The organism is Celeribacter sp. (genome assembly GCF_048261515.1).
Classification (GTDB): domain Bacteria; phylum Pseudomonadota; class Alphaproteobacteria; order Rhodobacterales; family Rhodobacteraceae; genus Celeribacter.
Window position 1 is genome coordinate 266,552 of sequence record NZ_JBLXFZ010000001.1, and the last position, 19,717, is coordinate 286,268.

The following is a 19,717-nucleotide window of genomic DNA, read 5'->3' on the forward strand; positions in this document are numbered from 1 at the left end:
CACCCTCCACGGCACAAAGCGCTCGTGGGCCGCGGCAGTCTTCGACGCGAGGTTGATGTGATATTAGGTCGGAGAAATGTCATCATGATGGGTCTGGGAAGTTCCTTCACCGCGCTGGCTTTGGGCTATGCGCAACGTTTGAGGCGGGAAAATGCCGGTGCGGTTGCGGCTTGGGGAGACAGTCTGACGGCGGGAGCAGGCGCGAGTGCGCCACCGGCGAATTACCCCGCGATGGCTGCGGCAAGCCACACCCCGCCCCGCGATGTGGCGAACCTCGGCGTGGGCGGTCAAAGCTCGACCCAAGTGGCCGCGCGTCAGGGCGGCGTTCCGATCACTGTCACGGTGGAGGACAACGAAATCCCTGCCCGCTTTGGCGCTGAGTGGGATTTCACGGCGGGGCTAGGGCGCTGGAAATCGCGCAAGGCGGCCAACCCGCCCGCCACGATCTATGCCGACACCGCCACAGGCAAATTGGTGATCGAGGCCATCGGCACCTCGCAATCGGGGGCGCAGGTCTGGCTCGACGAGACATTTCAATCGGGGCGCAGGCTGACCGTGACCTTCGAACTCGATCTTGGTGGCGCGCCATGGATCGAGGTCGGCCTGACGGATTCCTACGCCGAAGAGGCGGCAACGGGCGGCTGGGCGGCGGTGCAACCGGTGTCGAGCAGCGGCACGCATTCCGTCACGCTCGAAGTAGGCAGCGCCAATGCCTCCATAGCGACGAGCCTGTTGTTCATGGCGCATGTGCGCGTGGGCACGATCCGTATCTCCAACGTCACCGTGTCGGAGGAACCTGCGCTTGCCGTCCTGTCGAAATCGACCAACATCCTCTATGACAGCGGTCTCTACACGGGCAGTGCTGCGGGCACGCTTGCGGGGGTGCATGGCGTGATGGAAACGGATGCCGCCGGCAACTGGACCTTTACGCGCTCGCTTGCGGGCCCTGCCGTGGCCGCGCCTGCGGGCACCACCTTTATCCCTGACAGCGCGGTCACATATGCCGACCGCACCGCGTGGATCTGGGTCGGGCGCAACAATTTCTCGCAGACAGCGCAGGTCCAATCCGACATTGCCGCGATGGTCAATCACCTCGACCACGACCGCGTGCGGATCGGCGCGATCCTGACCAGCGCGGCCGATAGCGCCTCGGCGGTCTCCAACATTGAGGGGCTGAACGCGGATCTGGCGACGACCTATGGCGCGAAATTCGTGGACCTTCTCGGCGCGCTCAAGGCGGCAGGCAACGGCTCGCCCGAAGACAATGCCGACATCGCCAACGGCTATGTCCCGCGCTCGCTACGCTCCGATGATGTCCACCTCAACGACTCAGGCTACGAGATCGTGGCAAGCGCCTTCTCGTCCTCCTGAGGACAAATGCGGCGCGTGCGGATTGCGCGCCCGCCACCAAACCACCCAACAAAACGGAGAATTCCCATGACCAACCCCTTCGCAGGGCGCGCCGCATCCCTCAATGGCCCCGCAACCGATATCCTGCCCGTTGTGCCCGACGACAGCACCGACCTTTCGACCACCGCCGTGGCGCTCTACGTCGAAACGGGCGGCACGCTGACCGTCAACACGATCAAGGGCGAGACGCGCAGTTTCACGGTCGGCGATCTGGCCATCGTTCCCATCGGCGTCACGCAGGTTCATGCCACGGGCACGAGTGCGTCAGGCATTCACGCCTTCACCGTCTGAGCAGCCGTCAACGACACATCACACTCCCTCCCCGTCGCCCGCGCGCCTTGGCGCTTGGCGGCGGGTTTCTCATGGCTGCGCGCGCCACGCCTCATAGGTCTGTGCGATCCCGTCGCGCAGGTTTCGGGCGTTGTTCCAGCCGAGCGCGTGGAGGCGCGCGCTGTCCATCAGTTTGCGCGGGGTTCCGTCGGGTTTGGAGGTGTCAAAAACCAGTTCGGCCTCGTAGCCCACCACATCGGCAATGGTTTCGGCCAGTTCTCGGATGGTGACTTCCACGCCAGAGCCGACGTTGATGTGATCCGCGCCCGAGTAGGTCTTGAGCAAGAACACCAGCGCATCGGCCAGATCATCACAATGCAGGAATTCGCGCAGCGGCGTGCCCGTGCCCCAGAGCGTCACCTGATCCGCACCCGCCTCTTTCGCCTCGTGGAACTTGCGCAGAAGCGCGGGCAGGACGTGGCTCGTGTTCAGGTCGTAGTTGTCGCCAGGTCCATAGAGATTGGTAGGCATAGCAGAGATCCAATCGCGACCATATTGCTTGCGATAGGCCTGCGCCATCTTGATCCCCGCGATCTTGGCCACCGCATACCATTCGTTTGTCGGCTCCAAGGGCCCCGTGAGCAGGCTGTCCTCGGGGATCGGCTGGGGGGCCCGCTTAGGGTAGATGCACGACGAGCCGAGAAAGAGGAAGCGCTCCACGTCAGCCGCATGGGCGGCGGTGAAGATGTTGGTCTCGATCTGCATATTCTCGATCAGGAAATCGACGGGGCGGGTATCATTGGCCAGAATGCCGCCCACCTTCGCCGCCGCCATGACAATCGCGTCGGGACGGGTCTCGGCCATCCACGCCTCGACCTCGTTTTGCCGCGTCAGGTCCAGCACCTCGCGGCCCGCCGTGATCACCTCGCAGTCCTCGCGCGCCAGACGCCGCACCACGGCGGCCCCCACCATCCCGCGATGCCCCGCGACCCAGATGCGCTTTGCCGTCAGGTCATATGCCATCCCTTAACCCTCCAGCGAGACTGGTAGCTCAAGCCCGTGCTCCTTGAGAAGCGCGGTGCGGCGGGCGGCCTTGTGATCCTCAGCGACCATCTCCGCGCACATCTCCTGCGCGGCAATCTCGGGTTCCCAGCCGAGCTTTTCCTTCGCCTTTGTTGGGTCACCCAGAAGCGTCTCCACCTCGGCGGGGCGGAAGTAACGCGGGTCGATCCGCATCACCACACCACCCACTTTGAGCGCGGGGGCCATGTCACCAGTGATCGCAGTAACGGTGGCGATCTCGTCCAGGCCCTCGCCCGAGAACTCCAAATCGACGCCAAGCTCGCGCGCGCTCCACCTGATGAACTCGCGCACCGAGTATTGCTTGCCCGTGGCGATAACGAAATCGTCGGGTTCGTCCTGTTGCAGCATCATCCACTGCATCCGCACGTAGTCCTTGGCATGGCCCCAGTCGCGCAGCGCGTCGATATTGCCCATGTAGAGGCACGGCTCCAGCCCCATGGCGATATTGGCCAGCCCCCGCGTGATCTTCCGCGTCACGAAGGTCTCGCCGCGCCGCGGGCTCTCGTGGTTGAACAGGATGCCGTTACAGGCATACATGCCATAGCTCTCGCGGTAGTTTACCGTGATCCAATAGGCATACATCTTCGCCACCGCGTAAGGGCTGCGCGGGTGGAAGGGCGTGGTCTCGCGCTGCGGGATTTCCTGCACCTTGCCGTAAAGCTCCGAGGTCGAGGCCTGATAGAAGCGTGTCTTTTTCTCAAGCCCCAGAAAACGGATCGCCTCCAGAAGCCGCAGCGTCCCCGTTGCATCCACATCCGCCGTGTATTCGGGCGCCTCGAAAGAGACCGCGACATGGCTTTGCGCGCCGAGGTTATAGACCTCATCAGGTTCGATATCCGACAGCAGACGGGTGAGGTTGGAGGTGTCGGTCAGATCGCCGTAATGCAGCTTCAACCGCGCCTTATCACTGTGCGGATCCTCGTAGATGTGATCCACCCGCTGCGTATTGAACAGCGAGGCACGCCGCTTGATCCCGTGAACCTCGTAGCCCTTATCGAGCAGAAACTCCGCCAAGTACGACCCGTCCTGACCCGTGATTCCCGTTATCAGTGCCTTTTTCATACCAACCCTTTGTATCGCGTCGATCAGCTTAGATGCGATGGACTGGACTATCTATGGCCTGTTGGTCGCTTGCGCGCAATGCACGCGGGCGAGCTGTCTCGACCATGCGCCGCATATGATGCTCAAGGCGGTTGATGCTGCGATGCATGCTCCAGTTCTCCAAGGCCAGTTCCCGCGCCCGCACTCCGAGCGCCCTGCGCCGTGCGGGATCATCAAGCAGCGCGGCGGTGGCCTCTGCGAAAGCCTTGGCATCTTGGGGAGGCGTGGCGATGCCTGCGCCCTCGATCTCGCGTGCCAAGGCGGTGTCGGGCTCCGCCGTGGCAATGACGGGGCGGCCCGAAGCGAGCATATTCGTCAACTTGGACGGCAGCACCGCCGAGGCCACCCCCGCGATCTGGGGCAGGAGATGGAGATCGGCCATGCCAAGCGCCTCGTTGAGCCGTTCGACGGGTTGGAGCGGCAAGAACGTCACATTGTGCAGCCCCGCCGCCTTGCGCTTGAGCGTGTCGAGATAGGGGCCTTCCCCGCAAATCACGAAGGTCAGGTCGTCCCTATGGGCGAGGATGCGTGCCGCGTCGGGGATGATCTCCAACCCTTGCTTGGCGGCGACATTGCCCGAGTAATAGGCGACATGGCGCGTGGTGATCCCCAGTTCCGCTTTCATCGGTGCGGGGTTGTCTACCACGTTGATCCGCGACAGGTCGGCCCAGTTGCGGACTTCAAGAATTTTCGCCTCATCGACACCTTTCTCGCGCAGCTTGTCGAGCATCTGCGGGGAGATCGAACTGATCATATCGAAGCGCCGCAACATCGCGTTTTCAAAGCGCAGCGCCATACGGCCCAGAAGGCTGTTGGGATCAAGCGCCCCCGTAGCAAAGGCCGCCTCGACCTCGAAATCCTGAATGTGGAGCCAGAGCTTCGCCCCGCGCAGACGCCCCGCGATCACCCCGCCAATGGCCGAGACCAGCGAAGGGGCGACGACGAGAACGACATCCGGGCGCTTGCGAAGACCTTCCGCCAGAAGTCTAGGAAAGGCGGTGGCGGCGAAGCTGAGGTAGTGCGCCATACGTGACAGGAAGCGCAGGACGCGCGGCACATAGATCGGACAACGAATGACCCGCGCGCCGTTGCGCGAGGTCTCGGATTGATAGCTGAACGCGGGCCAGCCCGCCCGCCTGCGCCATTGCGGATAGTAGGGATGGCCGCAGATCGCCGTAACCTCATGGCCGCGTCGGGCCAGTTCCTCCACCAGCCCCGTGGAGTAGACCGCCGTTCCGATCTCGTCGGGGGCGTAATTCAGGCCGAGAAAGTGCACGATCATATGGTCGGAGAAGGGCTGTTCAGCCGTTTCTCTGATGCCGCTTCTCAGGGCTGGGATATGTGTGGGGGTCCAATGCGCGCTGTTCGGGAAATCAGCTGTGTCTTTCATCCAAATGCCCCCCGCAACCGCGTAAAGGGCACCAGTCTGGGTCCATTACATCGGCGCGGGAGCGCGCGAGAGGGGCATCGTTTTGCCGCTGTCGGGATTGCGGGCGGGTGTGCAAACATCGTCATACCGTTTCCTCCTTCCCCAACCCCGCTAAGAGTTAAGCGTGAGGCGCTGCACAGACCCCGTATGCCGATGGACAGCATGGCCCCGCACAAAAAACGGCGCCGAGGAACCCGTGGTTCACCACTCCAGACTCTTGGTCCTCCTCCTCACACCTGCGCCTCTTGTTTTGATCGCAGGCAGGACACCAAAAGCCCCAGCAACTCACACGAAGACGACCAACAATAGGCATCGCCTTCCGCAATATCATTCAATCTGAGGCGATATTCTGTCAACCTTTTGCGCGAACTTTACAAATATGAAATCACCTTAAGCGTGTATTTCTTGGGGAAATATGAAGGATTCCCTCGCGTAAACTACCGTAAAAACCCACCTTAAAACGCTCTCAATCCGTGTGGAGCGTCAGATTTTCGGGGCAAAAAACAGGACGGCGATCTGGTGCTGAGGACTTAAAATGGCCAACTCGACAGGGGCGAGATGGACGTCCCTGATGCACGATCCCAGAAAAAAAGCGCGTAGATCTCAGGTAAGAGACCTACGCGCAGGTAATTGGGCGGAAACGGTATGCGGTGGGTTGCAGAAGTGAACTGCTTGGAACCGCCCAATTTAAGACGTGGTTTGCGCCGTAAACGGCACAGGCATCACTCGGCGGCGACTATCCCCGCATCGAGGTGATCTTCGAGGCTCCGCATTCTGATCTCGCGATTGTTGTTCAACGCAGCAGTGACGCCGAGCGCGAGGTTGACCGTCGTGTAGGGCTGTCGAAGGGAGGCATCGCAGATCCCCGCGCGAGCGGTCGTCAGATCGTTGGAGGAAAATTCGGTTGAGGTCACAATGATCGCCAGTTCGGGATCGAGCTTGCGCACCCGCATGAGCCAGTCCACGGCGTCATAGGCATCCGTGACATTCGCGAAAATGAGAATGCGATGTTTTGCGCTGCTTGCCGTCATCGCGCTTTCGGCGAAGGATTTGTCATGCGTGATGCGCAGGGAACGGGCGAAGGATTTCAGCGTCGAAAGCTCGGGCGAAAACTCCAGTTCATCGGGCGCATAGATCACGATGTCGGTCTGCTCCAGAATGGCCGTGTTGAACAGCACACCGCGACTTTCGAGCATTTCGGCACGTTCGTCGAGGACATCAACCAAAGTGGGTGCCTCCTCCTGAGATTTGCGCATGGCGCGCGCCGCAGCCCCATCGATCGCGTGCCGCATGACTTGAGACATCCTGTCCATGAACTGGGACGGTGCCCCCATGCTAATCGGCTCGTAAACCATCGCGTTTCCCTCCAACTCTCATTTCGGAGACAGGGCCGAAACGGGCCTTGGTCCTCCAGACAGAATTTTGTGTGACCGCCCCACACCCACAGGTCACTGCAATTGTGGTAGCGTAGGTCGTTGTCGTGTTTGCCACGACCGAACCACTGGGGGATTGGCACAGAGCGATCACAGGAAACAAATTCCGCGATCCGCAGCGCGACTTCTATGGCCCGAAGGGAGGGGTTGGGGGCGTTCCATCTGTCGGCGGAGGCCAATTAGACGAAAGTTCTATGCCTTTCGCCTAATCGGTGTAGGTGAAATCGTCGACGAGAACCTGCCAATAGGACGAATGTCGTATGACCATTCGATCAATGTGGCCCCATTGCGGCAGGAATGTGACGGGGTAGGACGTGGACAGTTTCAGGTTGATGCTGTGAACAACTTCTCCGTCGCGATAGCCCTCGATAATGGCATGACCTTCGCCCGCCCCGTCCCATGCATAGCCCAGTTCCATAGAGACAGGAACGAATCCCCCGCTCTTGGAAATCGTGGCGGGATGGCCCGATGAGGTGTAGGCGAGAAACTCGCCCGAGGTGACGCAATTCACATAACCCGGCCCGCCGTAGAACCTGCGGTGTGCGACCACGAGATTGTGGAACGTCAGCCCGTCCGCCAGCCGCGGCATCTCACGCACGTCCCGCGTGGTTAGAACCGTATCGAACCCCTCCATCTTCAGCGCGGACGCCTCGGGTGCGGCGCTGTCGACGAGCGCGGAGAGGATGATGTTGCGAAAGCCAGGCACAATGTTTCCGAGATCGCGCGTGCCGCCATCGGTAAACTCCACGGAAATGTGCCAATCCTCCTCCGCCAGATCGGGCGGGATTGCGCAGCTTGCAAAGCTATGATCGGCAAAAGGCACGGATTGCGTGTCACTGCCGTGAGAGCAGGTCAGTGCGATGGCGTCATAGGCATGGACAGTGACCTGCGGCGAGACCGCAAGGCCCAGAAAGGGAAATGTCGGCTGCACGGCAAGCCCGCTGACACTGTCGGGGACCGCGATGGCATCGAATACGCGCGCGTTTGCGTCAGAAGAAAAGAACATCCCGCGCGGCGCAACGGGGTTCAAAACACCCCTGCCCTCGTGACGGATATCCGCATCCTCACTTCCAGCGCCAAGCACGAAATTCGCAAACCCGTTCAGGTTGCTGTGTGTGCGGATGCCCCGCCCGTCGAAGTTCAGCACCACCTCCGCCCCGACGAAGGGCGCGTCAGCAATGTCATAGATGCCGTTGCCGTCGTTGTCGCGGAAGGTAAATTGCGAAATGCTAATGGTCTGTGCCGCCAGTGCCTGCGGTAGCGCGAGGAGCGCGAGGAGAACTGGCAGACGCATCAGGTCGCCACAGGCGCATCGGAAGAGAGCCTGTCGATCACGTCCTCAAGCACCCATGTCACCAGCTGGCCACGGCTAGAGACCCCCGACTTGCGGAAGATCGTCGTGACCTGCGATTTGACGGTGGATTCCGAGGTGCCGCGAATGTCCGCGATCTCCTGATTGGAAAACCCTTTGATCAACAGCACCGCGACATGGCGTTCAGTCGGGCTGAGCGCCCAGTCATCGAACTGCTTGACCAGATAGTCATTCAATTCGCCCGACGCGGCCTCGATCTTCTTCTCGACCGATTTGACCCGCGCTTGCCCTTGCGACACGAGAACAAAGCTCGTGAACACGCCAAGCAACATGCCGATGCTCGCTGTGATTTCGATGCCCTCCATCACGGACCACGGGACCATGTAGAGCGGAAGCGCCAGATAGTCCGCCAAGATTTTGAACAGGAAGAGGGAGGTAAAAATGACTTGGGAAATCAGAATGGCGCGGTCGGGAATGGCGAGTTTCGGTACACGCGAAAATGTGCGCGGTTTTTTGTCTGTATTAGTGGGTTCTATTCTAGCCACGTGTTATCTCGCAATACGATGCCTGTTGAACTCGACACGATGGTTTCACGCACCGAGGGTCCTTTTCGTGAGAGAATGCGGATTCTTTTGAGCATGGTGCGCTCCACGACGAGCACGGTGTATCCTTCTTTGGTCAACGAATGGATCACCGCCAAATAGCCCTGATACTCTGCATTCACGTTGTTGTTTTGAGAGTGGGACAGACTGCTCGTCTGCGAATTCGCTGCGGAGGGGAGTGGGACGCAAACCAAGAGCGCGATCAGGAACGACGCAACCGCCATCCCGAGCCCGCGCCATCGATTGATGCCTTGAAGTGGTCTTTTCATAAACGTCCGCCCTGCACACACCGATAACCTCGCGCGCGCACCCGTAATCCGGACCGCGTTCGAGGACGAAAAAATACCGCAAAGGCGCGGTTGATTTCGCATGAATTACGCTGCTCATTATCTCGCCTCCTGGTGGAATGGGCTACCATACTTAAGGATGAAAGCGTTTTTTTAGGCCTTACGGATGAGAACGGACATCAACCAATAACTGCAATAAAATACACATCCAAGATACAAGTATCAGGCTGAATTTCAACGAAATTATTGAAAAATTTTCAAAATATTAGCGCCGATCCGCATATGTTTTGCACAATTATTAATCGGCGCTTGAAATGCACCTTACAACTTTTGGGTGAACGGCCTGTTTTCGCCCGTCCTGATGATTGGTCTCCCCCGATCAGCCCCGTAACCTTTTCGTGTGTCGTAAGGCACGGTAGCGACGGGTCGGACTTATCTGCTTCCTTGATGCGACCGTTGATCAAGTGAACGCCCAGCTGTGGGGAGCAGGGTTTAAAGTCCTTCGGCGTCGACACTAAGTCGGCGATGACGTGAGGACGCTTGCCAACGGTCTATTTTGGAGACGGCAGGTCAGCCCAGCACTCAATATGAAGCTCAAACACTCAAATGAGGGAAGTGAAGGTATTCAAATGCTGGATTTCACAAAAACTAATACACGCAAGACTGCAATGCGCACCAAACTTTTTGTCTCGGCTGCCGCGACGGCGCTCCTGCTTGTGAGCTCGCCCGCTAATGCTGGTGGACTGGGCGATGTGGTCGAGAGCGTCACGGGCGCTGTTGGCGGCGCCGTGGGCGGTTCCGTAGGCGGCGCAGTGAGCGGCCTCGGAAGCTCGGTAGATGACGTCGTCGATTCCGTTGCAGACACGGTCGACTCTGCTGGCGACACTGTGGGCGGCGTTGTTGGCGGCGTCACAGGTAACGACGGCCTAGGTAATAGCACGGATGATGTCGTAGATGGCGTTGCCAGCATTCTCGGCGGCACTGGCGGCAACGGTGGCACGAACGGCGGCGGCACCAATGGTGGCGGCACCAATGGCGGCGGCACGAACGGCGGCACCAATGGTGGCACCAACGGCGGCACGAACGGTGGCACGAACGGCGGAACCAACGGTGGCATCAATGGTGGAACCAACGGCGGCACCAATGGCGGAACCAACGGCGGCGCATTTGGCGGCCTGTTCGGTGGAGGTGGCTCCGTCCATTGCCAGAGCTTCGGCAATAGCGGCAGCTACAATGGGTTGAACGTTGTCGACAAGAACAACGTCGTCGTAGGACGTGTGGTTGGCACGCAGATCGCCAATGATCTGGCCATCCAAGCCGTTCGTATCGCGACCTCGAGCCGTGTCTTCGGCAAGGGCCGCTGCATCGACTTGAGGACCGCCAATATCGTCGCATCCAACGGCGCGGTTGTTCTTCCGATCGACCAGACGCGGATCATTCAGGCCCTCGGCCAGAACTAAGCTCGATCCACTTAAGCTTTAAAAATTGGTGCGCCCTGGAATGTCCTGGGCGCACCTTTTTGTAACCACGATACTCGTTACACATTACACATAGTCAATCGAGGTCGGGCAGCGTGACCGTCAGGAACCCGAGGCAGAGCAGGAACGAAAGATAGACGAAGACCTGCTGCATCCCGATGATATCGGCCAGTGCCCCAAGCGCCGCCGCGCCAAGCGCACCTATCCCGAAGGCAAAGCCGAAAACAAAGCCCGCCACCATGCCGACCTTTTGCGGCATGAGTTCCTGTGCATAGACCACGATGGCCGAAAAGGCCGACGACAGGACCAGCCCGACGATGATGCTCAGGGCAACGGCGGCCCAAAGCGGGGTGTGCGGCAGCACGAGAGCAAAGGGAAGCGCGCCGACGATGGACACCCAGATGACCTTCTTGCGCCCGATGCGGTCCCCGACGGGGCCACCCATGAATGTGCCGACCGCAACCGCAGCGAGGAAGACGAAGAGCAGACCCTGCGCGTGGGGGATGCCGATGCCGAACTTCTCGATCAGGAAGAAGATGTAATAAGCCTTGAAGGTCTCGATATAGACGAACTTGCTCAGCAGCAGCGCCCCTAGCACCGCGAAGGCAAGGATCAGGCGTTTGCGCGGCAGGTTGGGCCCAATGATAGGCGCGGCGGAGGCTTGCACCGTGCGCATATGATGGGTGAACCACCGCGCGACCCACAACAGCAGGATAACGCCGACAACCGCCAGAAGGCTGAACCAGATGGTGCTGAACTGGCCAAGCGGCAGGATGATCAACGCGGCGGCCAACGGGCCAAAGGCAGTGCCCAGATTGCCGCCCACCTGAAAGCTCGACTGTGCAAAGCCAAGACGCCCACCCGATGCCATGCGGCACACGCGTGATGCTTCGGGGTGAAACAGCGCCGAGCCGAGACCGAGCGCAGCGGAGGCCAGCAAGAGCCCCGTAAAGGAGCCCGCCGTGGCGAGCATGATAACGCCAATTGCAACGATGCTGAGCGAGACTGCCAATGAATATGGCTTGGGCCGCAGATCCCCGTAAAGCCCCAGAACGGGTTGCAGGATGCAGGCGGTGATCTGCTGCGCCAGCGTCAGAAGGCCGAGCTGGAAATAGCTCAGCGCATATTGCGTCTTCAGAACGGGATAGAGCGCAGGCAGCAGAAACTGGATCAGGTCGTTGATCAGATGCGTGCTGCTAACAGCAATGATCACCGAGTAGGAGGTCGGCAGGGCCGCAGTGCGTTGTGTCATTTTTATAGCCTTGGAATGGATCTCTGTCGGTTGGACATGAACTGGTGCATTGCATAGCCCAAACGCACGGGGGTTTCGCGTCAGATCGAAACGCCCTATCGTGTAGAAAATCTACAGGCTATCCATGCGCAACACTCGAAAGTCCCTGCCCCCCCTGAATGCCCTGCGCGCCTTTGAGGCGGCGGGACGGCGATTGAATTTTCGCGCGGCCTCCGAAGACCTCGGCGTGTCGCAGGGCGCCGTGGCGCAACAGGTCCGCCTCTTGGAAGAGCATCTCGGTCAGGCGCTTTTCACCCGCCTGCCGCGCGGCGTGTCACTGACCTCGCAAGGTGCGGTCTATCATGCGGAGGTCAAGCGCGCCTTCGACATCCTGCGCAGCGCCACCGACCAGATCAGCGAGGGGGATGACAGCGTGACGATCTCCGTGACGCCCACCTTCGCGACCCGCCTCCTGATACAAAGCCTACCGTCGCTGAACGCCATTCTTCCCGATGTAAAAATCCGCACCATTGCAACGGTCGATGTCACCGACTTCGACCGCGATCAGGTGGACATATCCGTGCGCGAAACCCGCCCCCCCTTCCCTGTCGGGCAGGATGCGGAATTGCTCTTCCGTCAGGATTTCATCATCGTCGGAAACCCGCATCTGCTCGGGAATGTGTCTGGTGATCTCACGCCCGCGCACATCCGCACCATGCCGTTGCTACACGATTCCTATGGTCATTGGCAGAAATATTTCGGCACGGAGGATCGCTTGCCCGGCCCCGTGTTCAACCAGATTTCGCTTGCGATTGATGCCGCATTGGCAGGGCAAGGGCTGGCCGTCGTCAGCCGCGCTTTCGTCAAAGACGACCTAAGCGCGGGACGGTTGATCGAGGCAGGCCGCGCATCAGGCGGGTCGGATCGGGACTACTACCTCGTGAGAAAAAAGGCGCAACGCTCCCGCCCCGCACTCGATACCGTCTGGTCGTGGTGCCTCGACACCTTTCGGGAACCCGCGAACGGCCAGTGACCGCCACGGTTTCCGCGGTGCCACGCCGCTTATGCGCGCTTTAGCGTATCCGACGGCAGTTCGCCGAAGAGTTCGCGGTAGGCTTTCGCAAACTCACCCATGTGGATATAGCCCAAGCTCGCGGCAATCTGGCTCACGGTCTTGCCGTCACCACCCAGACAAAGCTCCTCGCGCGCAACCTTCAGCCTTTGCATCCGCAGGAATTGACCAGGTGTGCAGCCACGGTATTTCTTGAAATTCATCGAGAGATTACGAACGCTGATATCAAGCGCGGCGGCGATTTCGGCCAGTGTCGGAGCATCGGCGGCATTCGCAACGATGTAATCTTCCGCCATGCGGACGACGCGCGGCACAACAACGTGGTCATTCGCACCGAGATCCACCCCGCATTGCGCCGCCCAGTTTTCGAGCAGGTTCACACAGGCAGTCTCTTCGATATGCCGAACGGTCCGGCACGGCAGCGGTTCTTGAGCCTCAGTGACCAGACTTAGGAGGTAGTGCAGGCAGGCATGCCAATTCGTCCCACTGCCACCAAAGCTGGTGCGGGACTGCCATGTCGACCGATGGGGAATATGACCGAACCAGTTCAGGCTGATTTCGTCGAGTGCCTTGGGATCAATCGACATTTGAAGCTGAACATTGTCCTCACTCAACTCGCTATGGTGGCTGCGTTCGGAAAGATCAAAGACAAAACTCATGTCAGGCCCGTTTACCCGAGCCTCCTGACCGTCAAGCGCGGGTGTCGCATGACCATAGATATTCGTGGTCGCAACAACAGGCGCACCTGAATAGCCCTCGATATCGACGGAGGTGCGTGCGCCATAGGACGTGCGCGTGAACCTGATGCGGCCAGTGCTGAGATAATGAACCGCGCCTTCGGGTGCCTTGATCTCACCCGTTGGCTCGAGCTTGAGAGGGGTAACATTCCGACCCAACCAATTCGATGTTTCGTCCCAGTCTTTCACACAAAATTCACTAGCCTGACGCGAACCGACAACGGCGGTATCAAAAATGGGAAGAGGTCTCATGCCTGTCTTCCTTTCGCTCAGAAAGGCCAACGTTTGAGATGGCCCATCTAGGTGTAGCTATTGTGCCCAGCGGCCTCCTCCGCCAGACGGTGAATCTACAACGATCAGAAATTATGGATCGCCGCTCCCCGCCAGATTTTTCGGCAGGGATTAGATCGGCACAACACACTCCACACGCGCCTGTAAGTAAGTGCATATCGGCACAATCACGCGCTTCAATTCATAAAGAAGCATCCGACTTACATATTTGCCTCTTATAGACAGATCCACCCGTTTTGCGACAGCCCCATCTTGCAACTTATGGTAGATTTGAGTCGCAGGTGGTCAATGCGTCGATTATTTGGACGGCGCGGCCACTTGGATGAATTATTTTGCGCACAAAAACGCGGCATCTTGCTAAAAAAGCGGACGACGAGCAGGAACATCACCGCAAGGCTTTTGATTGGAGGCCTGAATGAAGCACCATAAAGACCATCAATTTTCCGGAAATTTCGTCGGAAAAGGGCATTTTGTCCGCGGTATCGAGGCATCGACGCGAATCAACACAGATCGCGCTCCTGTCGCTGCGTCAGAGATCGCGGCAGGGATGCGGGTTCGGCTGGAAGACGGCTCCCTGTCCACGGTTCTATCGACACACATATATATGTCGGCCGCGCGAAGGGTGAACGTTGCAACCGACAATTGTAGTATGTCCTTATATTCCGAAGCCTACATTGCCTGCTCTCACGCGCTTTGCGAGCTGTACTTCGGCTCTCCGGACGTGGCTTTTCCCGTCAAATCCATCGTCGGGCATGACCCTGCATTCACATGGTCAGCCCCGTCCCAGCCCACCAAATGTGTTGCGCTTGAATTGGAGGCAATCGGCTGGATTCAAATGAATGGCCTCAGTGTATTTATCCCTGTCGAAACAGCGGATCTCGACCGAGGAAGCAGTGGCAGAACGCCCACGCGACATTGCGGAATTGACGTTCCCTCGACCGACGAAAAACTGCTGCTCTCCCACGAGGAAACGCCTGTCGTCGGCAGCTTCAACTGTGTGCTTGCCGATGTTGCCACACTCCCTCACGCCTCCAACCCGATGCGATACGCCCAATGAGGCTCCCGTTCGGAATGAAGGCCCGCAAAGAGCCGAAGATCTCCCGAAAGGCATGGTTTGCACGGCGCGAGATCTGGCAGCTTTTCAGAGAGCATCAGAAGATTGATATCGGCCGTTATGGCGAAATCGAGGTTCAATTCGATGGCGAAGTCGATCTGCGCATTCACGCGGCTCTCGATAGCGGCTTCCAGCCCCATGAGCAGCGCCTGTGCTTTTACGTGCCGTTCGTGGCGGAATTCTCGTCAACGCCCGATGTGATGGAGCTAAAAGCGCAGGCCGCGACCAACTGCACGCTGCACGCGACGAACACGACCACCAACGGCTTCGTGCTCGAAGTTCTTGTGCCGCCCCACGAGGAGGCGGTTCTGAAAATGCACCTGTCGTGGCGTGCCTGTGGCGCCGCTGCCAATCCCCCTCGCATCGCGCGAGCGGCCGCGTCCGACAATCACATGCCGTCCCCCACTCCAATCATGCTGCGCAGGCTGAAAGAGGCATAAACGAAGAAGCACGCATCTTCCGACCGACACGAATCGGGCGGCAATACGGGCTGGAAACCTGCGTTTCCTCCGTCTTTTGCCGTCTGTCACTGCGCGGATTTCCCCTGTGAATATCGGAAAAAAGAAAGTGGTATCTGGATGTGGCATTTATCACCTCCACCTGCTTCGAGCCGCCCCGTTTTGACAAGACAAACCGCGCGGGCACAGAGCACATTGCTCCTATGGCGTTCAAATCAAAGGCAACCACTTCCCCCACCCAGCGCCATTTGAACGCCGCCGTATGGCTCGGAAACCGCAAAGGAAGAGAAATGCAACACCTGCCTCTTCGCCTTGCCCCCCGCACCCATACACCAGAAGCCAATTTGCACGCGGACACCCAGTACCACGTGTTCCTTGAGCCTTCTGTCAACTCTCCGCTCTGTCCGTGCTGCTCGGACGGAGCGGGGTATTCCCGACGCGGTGCGCCCATGTCGCGCAAGACGACAAGACCGCCCCATGAACGCGCAAAAGGATATGTCACTTGCCTGTAACCGTTGATTTCACTGATGACCTCTATTCCTACTCGGGAGACCTGGTTTCTCTGCTTTCCGTATCGGTCCTGCCGAGCTTTTCCAGCGTTTCGGGCACGAGCATCAGCATTACCGACAGCGATGGCACACTGACCCCGGGCGAGGCCAGCACGATCAACATTGATGGCAGCGCAGAGGCTGTCACATACGTTGGCGTTGCCTCCTTTAACGACGGCGACTCTGGACTTGTTGGCGGGTTGCTCGGCGCGTTGCTCGGCTCAACCGAGGCTGCTGTTTTCCAAACTGGGTCAGGCAACCTTTACCTCTACGCGCCTGATGGCTTTCCGGTCATCAGCGGCGTGGCCGTTGGTGTGTCCGTCGATCAAACCGCCTCCTTCAATCTGTCATCCACCGAACCTGGCGTGGTTGACGGACTGAACATCGGCGAGACCATGGACGTCGGGTACGAGGATGTCGATGGCGACGAGATCACAGACTATGCGTTTCTAGTCCGATCAGGCAACGACACCATCTACGGCAACGGTGGCGACGACACTATTAGCGCAGGCAGTGGTCACGACATCGTCTCGGGCGGCGACGACAACGATACGATCTACGGCGAAAGCGGCGACGACATCTTATCTGGTGACGACGGCAACGACTGGATCAGTGGTGGGGACGGCGAAGACCAAATCGCGGGCGGTGAAGGTGCCGACACCATATTTGGCGGAGATGACGACGACACCATCTACGGCAACACAGGCAACGACACCATCTACGGCGACGGTGGCGAAGACACCATTAACGGCGGTGATGGCGACGACATCATTTACGGTGGCAGCATTTTCGGCACAGACACCGAAGCCGACCGACTGGTCGGGGGGGCCGGTAACGACACGATCTATGGTGGTGACGGAACCAATACCATCTATGGCGAAGGCGGCGACGACACCATTACCAGTGGTGTCCACAGTGACTACATCGTCGGCGGCGAGGGCAATGACACAATTTCGGCCGGCGGCGGTGACGACACCATCCATGGCGGTGACGGCGACGACATCATCACAGGTGGCGAGGGACACGACTACGTTACTGGTGGGGATGGTAATGATACGTGGCTAGCCGACGGTGAAAATTCCACCTCATCTGCCGCCAGCGACGAAGTCTACCTTCAAGAGGGCGACGACTACGCCGAAGTAGGTTTTTTCACGACAGGCACGCCCGATATTCTCGACGGCGGTGATGGCATTGATACAGTCGCCTTGGACCATGCGCTTGTTGACGGGTTGGACACCGACATCACCCTGCATGACAACGGCACCAGCACGACGGCAGGTTTCGGCACGATCGTCAATAATTTCGAAAACGTCCGCGGCAGCTCGGGCGAGAACGAAATTATCGGGAATAGCGTCGACAACATTTTCTGGGGGCTCGCCGGAGACGACCTGCTCGACGGTGGCGCCGGGGATGACACGATTGATGGCGGCGCGGGTTCGGACAACATGTTCGGCGGCGACGGCAACGACACCTTCATCATCGGGTCGGCTGCGGATGCGGATGGCGACTCGATCAGCGGCGGAGCTGGCCCTGATGACACGACCGACATCGACGAGATCGACCTCAGTGCCATCGACAAGAGCACCTACACCATCAACGCGGTCGAAGATTCCAATGACGCTGGCGCGCTCACGGGCACGGTCACTTTCGACACTGGAGAGGTGCTGTCCTTCAGCGGGATCGAGATCATTTGCTTTGCTCAGGGCACTGAAATCATCACCGCTAAGGGCCCCGTTAACGTTGAAGACCTCGAAGTCGGGGACATGGTTTTGACCATGGACAACGGTATGCAGCCCCTGCGCTGGATGGGCAGCAACAAGCTTGATCGTGAGGAACTGGCGATGCGCCCCAACCTCAAGCCCGTGAGGATTGCGGCGGGCGCGCTTGGAAATGGCACACCCTCGAACGATCTCATGGTGTCACGCCAGCACAGGATTCTCGTCCGCTCGGTGATCGCCGAGCGTATGTTCGGCGTATCGGAAATTCTGGTTGCCGCGAACAAGTTGGTCGGGCTTCCCGGAATTGAAGTTGTGAAGGACACCGAGAGCGTGGCCTATTACCACATGCTCTTCGACCAGCATGAAATCGTATTTTCCAACGGCGCCGCAACGGAAAGCCTTTTCACTGGCCCCGAAGCGCTCAAAGCGGTCTCGGAAGATGCGCGTGCAGAAATTCTGGCACTCTTCCCCGACATCGAAACGCAGACGGCGTTGCTCCCCGCACGTCACATCCCTGAAAAGGGCAATTCAGTGAAGCGGTTCGTTGAGCGGCACGCGAAGAACAACAAGGCGCTTTTGAACGGGCAGGCATCCTGCCACGTGCACATGTAGCGCCGACGTAGCACTCTAGAGGCCGACACGGGGGTTCCTATCGCAGTCCCCTACCCTTTCGACATGCGTGAGATGTCAGAAACACGAAAAACGGCAGGGGAAACTCCCCTGCCGTCGTCATTTGTGCTTAAGCGTGTCGTTAGCGCTTCGACTTAGGTGTCCAAGCGAATTTCTGCATCGGCGCATCAACAGGCGTGTCCGCGAGGTGGTTGGTGTAGTTGCTCATGAGTTTCTGAGCGAGCCCCAGAACGACCTCAAGCACCTGCTCCTCACCGTAGCCCGCGGCATAAAAGGCTTCGAGTTCCGCTTCTGTTGGATTGCCGCGGCTTTCGGCCATGGCGAGCGTGAATGTGCGCAGCGCTTCCAGTTTAGGTGTGGGCAGCGGTGTTTCGTCGCGAAGTGCGTCGCTGATCGCGTCATCCACTTTCATCGCCTTGGCAATGCCTGTGTGTGCAGGAACGCAATAGTGGCACTCGTGGTAAACGTTGATGGCCTGCCAAACGACGGTTTTCTCGTCGGCGTCAAAGGAGGTGTTCTCCGCAAACAGGCGGTGCAGCACTTGGTAGCCTTCGAGAAGCGCAGGCGCACGCGCCATGACAGCGTGCAGGCCAGGAAGGCGGCCGAAGGCGGCTTGCGACTTCTGGATAAGGGGGACGGCGGCGGCGGGGGCTGTGGTCTCGTCGAGCTTTGCGAAGGCAGTCATGCGTTTTCCTTTTTGGGTTTAGCGTATGTTGACGCCCCCTACCTGATGGTTTGTGAGTGATTGCTCAAGAAGTATTTGAGTAATCGTTCACAAATAATCGTGATGCTATTGCGGTTGAACCGTCGCGCGGCATAGATTGCCCCCATGGCAAGACCAGCATCATATGACCGAGATGCCGCACTGGATGCGGCGATGACCCTGTTTTGGGCGCAAGGCTATCACGCCACGTCGCTCAAGGATCTTGAGGCAACACTGTCGATGAAGCCCGGCTCCATCTACGCCGCGTTCCACAGCAAGGAGGCGCTCTTTCGCGCCACGCTTGATCGCTATGGCACGCGGATGACATCCGAGTTAAAGGCGCTCGTGGAGCAAAGCCCCTCGCCGCTGGAGGCGTTGCGTGACCACCTGCTCGGGCTAGCGGACCTCAGTCCCTGCGACCGCCCCTCGACCGCCTGTATGTTGGTGAAGTCGCTCCTCGAAGTGCCGCGCGAGGGGGAGTTGCGTATGGTCATTGAGGAACATCTCGACCGCGTGGAGGCCATGATTGCGCAAGCTTTCGACGCCGCGCAGCGCAAGGGCGAGTTGCGGCCCGACTGTGACCCCGCCCGTCTGGCGCGTCGGATGCAGACCTATATCTTCGGCCTGAAGGTGCAAGCGCAGCGGGAAACGGACCCTGACGCGATGCGGGCGCTCTGTCGTGACCTTGCCGACGAGATCGGGCAATTCTCGACACGGCCCATCTAAGACCGTCCATCAATTCAATGCCGCATGGCGCGCTGGCAGTGCCGCAGTAAGAAAAGACAGACCCCCGAAAGCAGATACTTCCGA

At 59.2% G+C, this 19,717-nt stretch carries 18 protein-coding genes; 8 read left to right on the forward strand and 10 right to left on the reverse strand.

The genetic code is table 11. The features are described 5' to 3' along the window. The first annotated feature begins 84 nt into the window (after positions 1-84). Both ACN0SC_RS01290 and ACN0SC_RS01295 read left to right on the forward strand, forming a co-directional pair. Entirely contained in the window at positions 85-1,371 is a 1,287-nt protein-coding gene (locus tag ACN0SC_RS01290) for a hypothetical protein (protein ID WP_417247857.1), read from the forward strand. A 66-nt stretch (positions 1,372-1,437) separates the two neighbouring features. Beyond that, positions 1,438-1,701 (forward strand): spike base protein, RCAP_Rcc01079 family, encoded by a 264-nt coding sequence (locus ACN0SC_RS01295; protein WP_417247858.1) that lies wholly within the window; start codon positions 1,438-1,440, stop codon positions 1,699-1,701. A gap of 69 nt (positions 1,702-1,770) precedes the next feature. Here ACN0SC_RS01295 and fcl read toward each other — a convergent pair whose 3' ends face one another. The 7 genes from fcl to ACN0SC_RS01330 all read right to left on the reverse strand — a co-directional run bounded on the left by fcl (position 1,771) and on the right by ACN0SC_RS01330 (position 8,909). After that, the gene (fcl, locus tag ACN0SC_RS01300) at positions 1,771-2,703 is read right to left on the reverse strand and encodes a GDP-L-fucose synthase (RefSeq protein WP_417247859.1); all 933 of its coding nucleotides are present in this window, start codon (positions 2,701-2,703) and stop codon (positions 1,771-1,773) included. Positions 2,704-2,706: 3 nt separating this feature from the next. After that, positions 2,707-3,825, reverse strand: coding sequence for a GDP-mannose 4,6-dehydratase (gmd, locus tag ACN0SC_RS01305; protein WP_417247860.1), 1,119 nt, complete (start codon positions 3,823-3,825; stop codon positions 2,707-2,709). A gap of 28 nt (positions 3,826-3,853) precedes the next feature. Continuing rightward, entirely contained in the window at positions 3,854-5,254 is a 1,401-nt protein-coding gene (locus ACN0SC_RS01310; protein ID WP_417247861.1) for a WcaI family glycosyltransferase, read from the reverse strand. Positions 5,255-6,015: 761 nt separating this feature from the next. Then, positions 6,016-6,585, reverse strand: coding sequence for a hypothetical protein (locus ACN0SC_RS01315; RefSeq protein ID WP_417247862.1), 570 nt, complete (start codon positions 6,583-6,585; stop codon positions 6,016-6,018). A gap of 346 nt (positions 6,586-6,931) precedes the next feature. Then, a complete protein-coding gene (locus ACN0SC_RS01320) occupies positions 6,932-8,020 on the reverse strand; it encodes a hypothetical protein (protein WP_417247863.1) in 1,089 nt (362 codons plus the stop codon). Then, positions 8,020-8,583 (reverse strand): helix-turn-helix transcriptional regulator, encoded by a 564-nt coding sequence (locus tag ACN0SC_RS01325; RefSeq protein ID WP_417247864.1) that lies wholly within the window; start codon positions 8,581-8,583, stop codon positions 8,020-8,022. The genes ACN0SC_RS01320 and ACN0SC_RS01325 overlap by 1 nt, the downstream gene beginning before the upstream one ends. Continuing rightward, positions 8,571-8,909: a hypothetical protein gene (locus tag ACN0SC_RS01330; protein WP_417247865.1), complete on the reverse strand. Its 339-nt coding sequence runs from the start codon at positions 8,907-8,909 to the stop codon at positions 8,571-8,573. Before ACN0SC_RS01330 ends, ACN0SC_RS01325 begins: the two co-directional genes overlap by 13 nt. Before the next feature lie 686 nt (positions 8,910-9,595). Between ACN0SC_RS01330 and ACN0SC_RS01335 the strand changes: the two genes are divergently transcribed. Then, positions 9,596-10,387: a hypothetical protein gene (locus ACN0SC_RS01335; protein ID WP_417247866.1), complete on the forward strand. Its 792-nt coding sequence runs from the start codon at positions 9,596-9,598 to the stop codon at positions 10,385-10,387. A gap of 94 nt (positions 10,388-10,481) precedes the next feature. Here ACN0SC_RS01335 and ACN0SC_RS01340 read toward each other — a convergent pair whose 3' ends face one another. After that, positions 10,482-11,657: an MFS transporter gene (locus tag ACN0SC_RS01340; RefSeq protein ID WP_417247867.1), complete on the reverse strand. Its 1,176-nt coding sequence runs from the start codon at positions 11,655-11,657 to the stop codon at positions 10,482-10,484. Between the two features lie 124 nt (positions 11,658-11,781). Here ACN0SC_RS01340 and ACN0SC_RS01345 point away from each other — a divergent pair, with 124 nt between their 5' ends. Next, positions 11,782-12,669: a LysR substrate-binding domain-containing protein gene (locus ACN0SC_RS01345; RefSeq protein ID WP_417247868.1), complete on the forward strand. Its 888-nt coding sequence runs from the start codon at positions 11,782-11,784 to the stop codon at positions 12,667-12,669. Positions 12,670-12,698: 29 nt separating this feature from the next. On the opposite strand, the gene ACN0SC_RS01350 is transcribed toward ACN0SC_RS01345, so the two are convergent. After that, positions 12,699-13,697 (reverse strand): AraC family transcriptional regulator, encoded by a 999-nt coding sequence (locus ACN0SC_RS01350; protein WP_417247869.1) that lies wholly within the window; start codon positions 13,695-13,697, stop codon positions 12,699-12,701. 454 nt (positions 13,698-14,151) lie between these two features. Between ACN0SC_RS01350 and ACN0SC_RS01355 the strand changes: the two genes are divergently transcribed. The 3 genes from ACN0SC_RS01355 to ACN0SC_RS01365 all read left to right on the forward strand — a co-directional run bounded on the left by ACN0SC_RS01355 (position 14,152) and on the right by ACN0SC_RS01365 (position 18,186). After that, entirely contained in the window at positions 14,152-14,793 is a 642-nt protein-coding gene (locus ACN0SC_RS01355; protein WP_417247870.1) for a hypothetical protein, read from the forward strand. Between the two features lie 14 nt (positions 14,794-14,807). Further along, entirely contained in the window at positions 14,808-15,290 is a 483-nt protein-coding gene (locus ACN0SC_RS01360) for a hypothetical protein (RefSeq protein WP_417247871.1), read from the forward strand. A 520-nt stretch (positions 15,291-15,810) separates the two neighbouring features. Further along, on the forward strand, positions 15,811-18,186 hold the full coding sequence (locus tag ACN0SC_RS01365; RefSeq protein WP_417247872.1) for a Hint domain-containing protein: 2,376 nt from the start codon (positions 15,811-15,813) through the stop codon (positions 18,184-18,186). Between the two features lie 139 nt (positions 18,187-18,325). Here ACN0SC_RS01365 and ACN0SC_RS01370 read toward each other — a convergent pair whose 3' ends face one another. Beyond that, the gene (locus ACN0SC_RS01370; protein ID WP_417247873.1) at positions 18,326-18,889 is read right to left on the reverse strand and encodes a carboxymuconolactone decarboxylase family protein; all 564 of its coding nucleotides are present in this window, start codon (positions 18,887-18,889) and stop codon (positions 18,326-18,328) included. A gap of 144 nt (positions 18,890-19,033) precedes the next feature. On the opposite strand from ACN0SC_RS01370, the gene ACN0SC_RS01375 reads away from it, so the two are divergent. Further along, positions 19,034-19,633, forward strand: a complete 600-nt coding sequence (locus ACN0SC_RS01375; protein WP_417247874.1) for a TetR/AcrR family transcriptional regulator — start codon at positions 19,034-19,036, stop codon at positions 19,631-19,633. Positions 19,634-19,717: the final 84 nt, after the last annotated feature.

Coding starts and splice junctions, on each gene's coding strand:
- ACN0SC_RS01290 (WP_417247857.1), top strand. CDS start 85: ATGATGGGTCTGGGAAGTTCCTTCACCGCGCTGGCTTTGGGCTATGCG.
- ACN0SC_RS01295 (WP_417247858.1), top strand. CDS start 1,438: ATGACCAACCCCTTCGCAGGGCGCGCCGCATCCCTCAATGGCCCCGCA.
- fcl (WP_417247859.1), bottom strand. CDS start 2,703: ATGGCATATGACCTGACGGCAAAGCGCATCTGGGTCGCGGGGCATCGC.
- gmd (WP_417247860.1), bottom strand. CDS start 3,825: ATGAAAAAGGCACTGATAACGGGAATCACGGGTCAGGACGGGTCGTAC.
- ACN0SC_RS01310 (WP_417247861.1), bottom strand. CDS start 5,254: ATGAAAGACACAGCTGATTTCCCGAACAGCGCGCATTGGACCCCCACA.
- ACN0SC_RS01315 (WP_417247862.1), bottom strand. CDS start 6,585: ATGCGGCACGCGATCGATGGGGCTGCGGCGCGCGCCATGCGCAAATCT.
- ACN0SC_RS01320 (WP_417247863.1), bottom strand. CDS start 8,020: ATGCGTCTGCCAGTTCTCCTCGCGCTCCTCGCGCTACCGCAGGCACTG.
- ACN0SC_RS01330 (WP_417247865.1), bottom strand. CDS start 8,909: ATGAAAAGACCACTTCAAGGCATCAATCGATGGCGCGGGCTCGGGATG.
- ACN0SC_RS01335 (WP_417247866.1), top strand. CDS start 9,596: ATGCGCACCAAACTTTTTGTCTCGGCTGCCGCGACGGCGCTCCTGCTT.
- ACN0SC_RS01340 (WP_417247867.1), bottom strand. CDS start 11,657: ATGACACAACGCACTGCGGCCCTGCCGACCTCCTACTCGGTGATCATT.
- ACN0SC_RS01345 (WP_417247868.1), top strand. CDS start 11,782: ATGCGCAACACTCGAAAGTCCCTGCCCCCCCTGAATGCCCTGCGCGCC.
- ACN0SC_RS01350 (WP_417247869.1), bottom strand. CDS start 13,697: ATGAGACCTCTTCCCATTTTTGATACCGCCGTTGTCGGTTCGCGTCAG.
- ACN0SC_RS01355 (WP_417247870.1), top strand. CDS start 14,152: ATGAAGCACCATAAAGACCATCAATTTTCCGGAAATTTCGTCGGAAAA.
- ACN0SC_RS01360 (WP_417247871.1), top strand. CDS start 14,808: ATGAAGGCCCGCAAAGAGCCGAAGATCTCCCGAAAGGCATGGTTTGCA.
- ACN0SC_RS01370 (WP_417247873.1), bottom strand. CDS start 18,889: ATGACTGCCTTCGCAAAGCTCGACGAGACCACAGCCCCCGCCGCCGCC.
- ACN0SC_RS01375 (WP_417247874.1), top strand. CDS start 19,034: ATGGCAAGACCAGCATCATATGACCGAGATGCCGCACTGGATGCGGCG.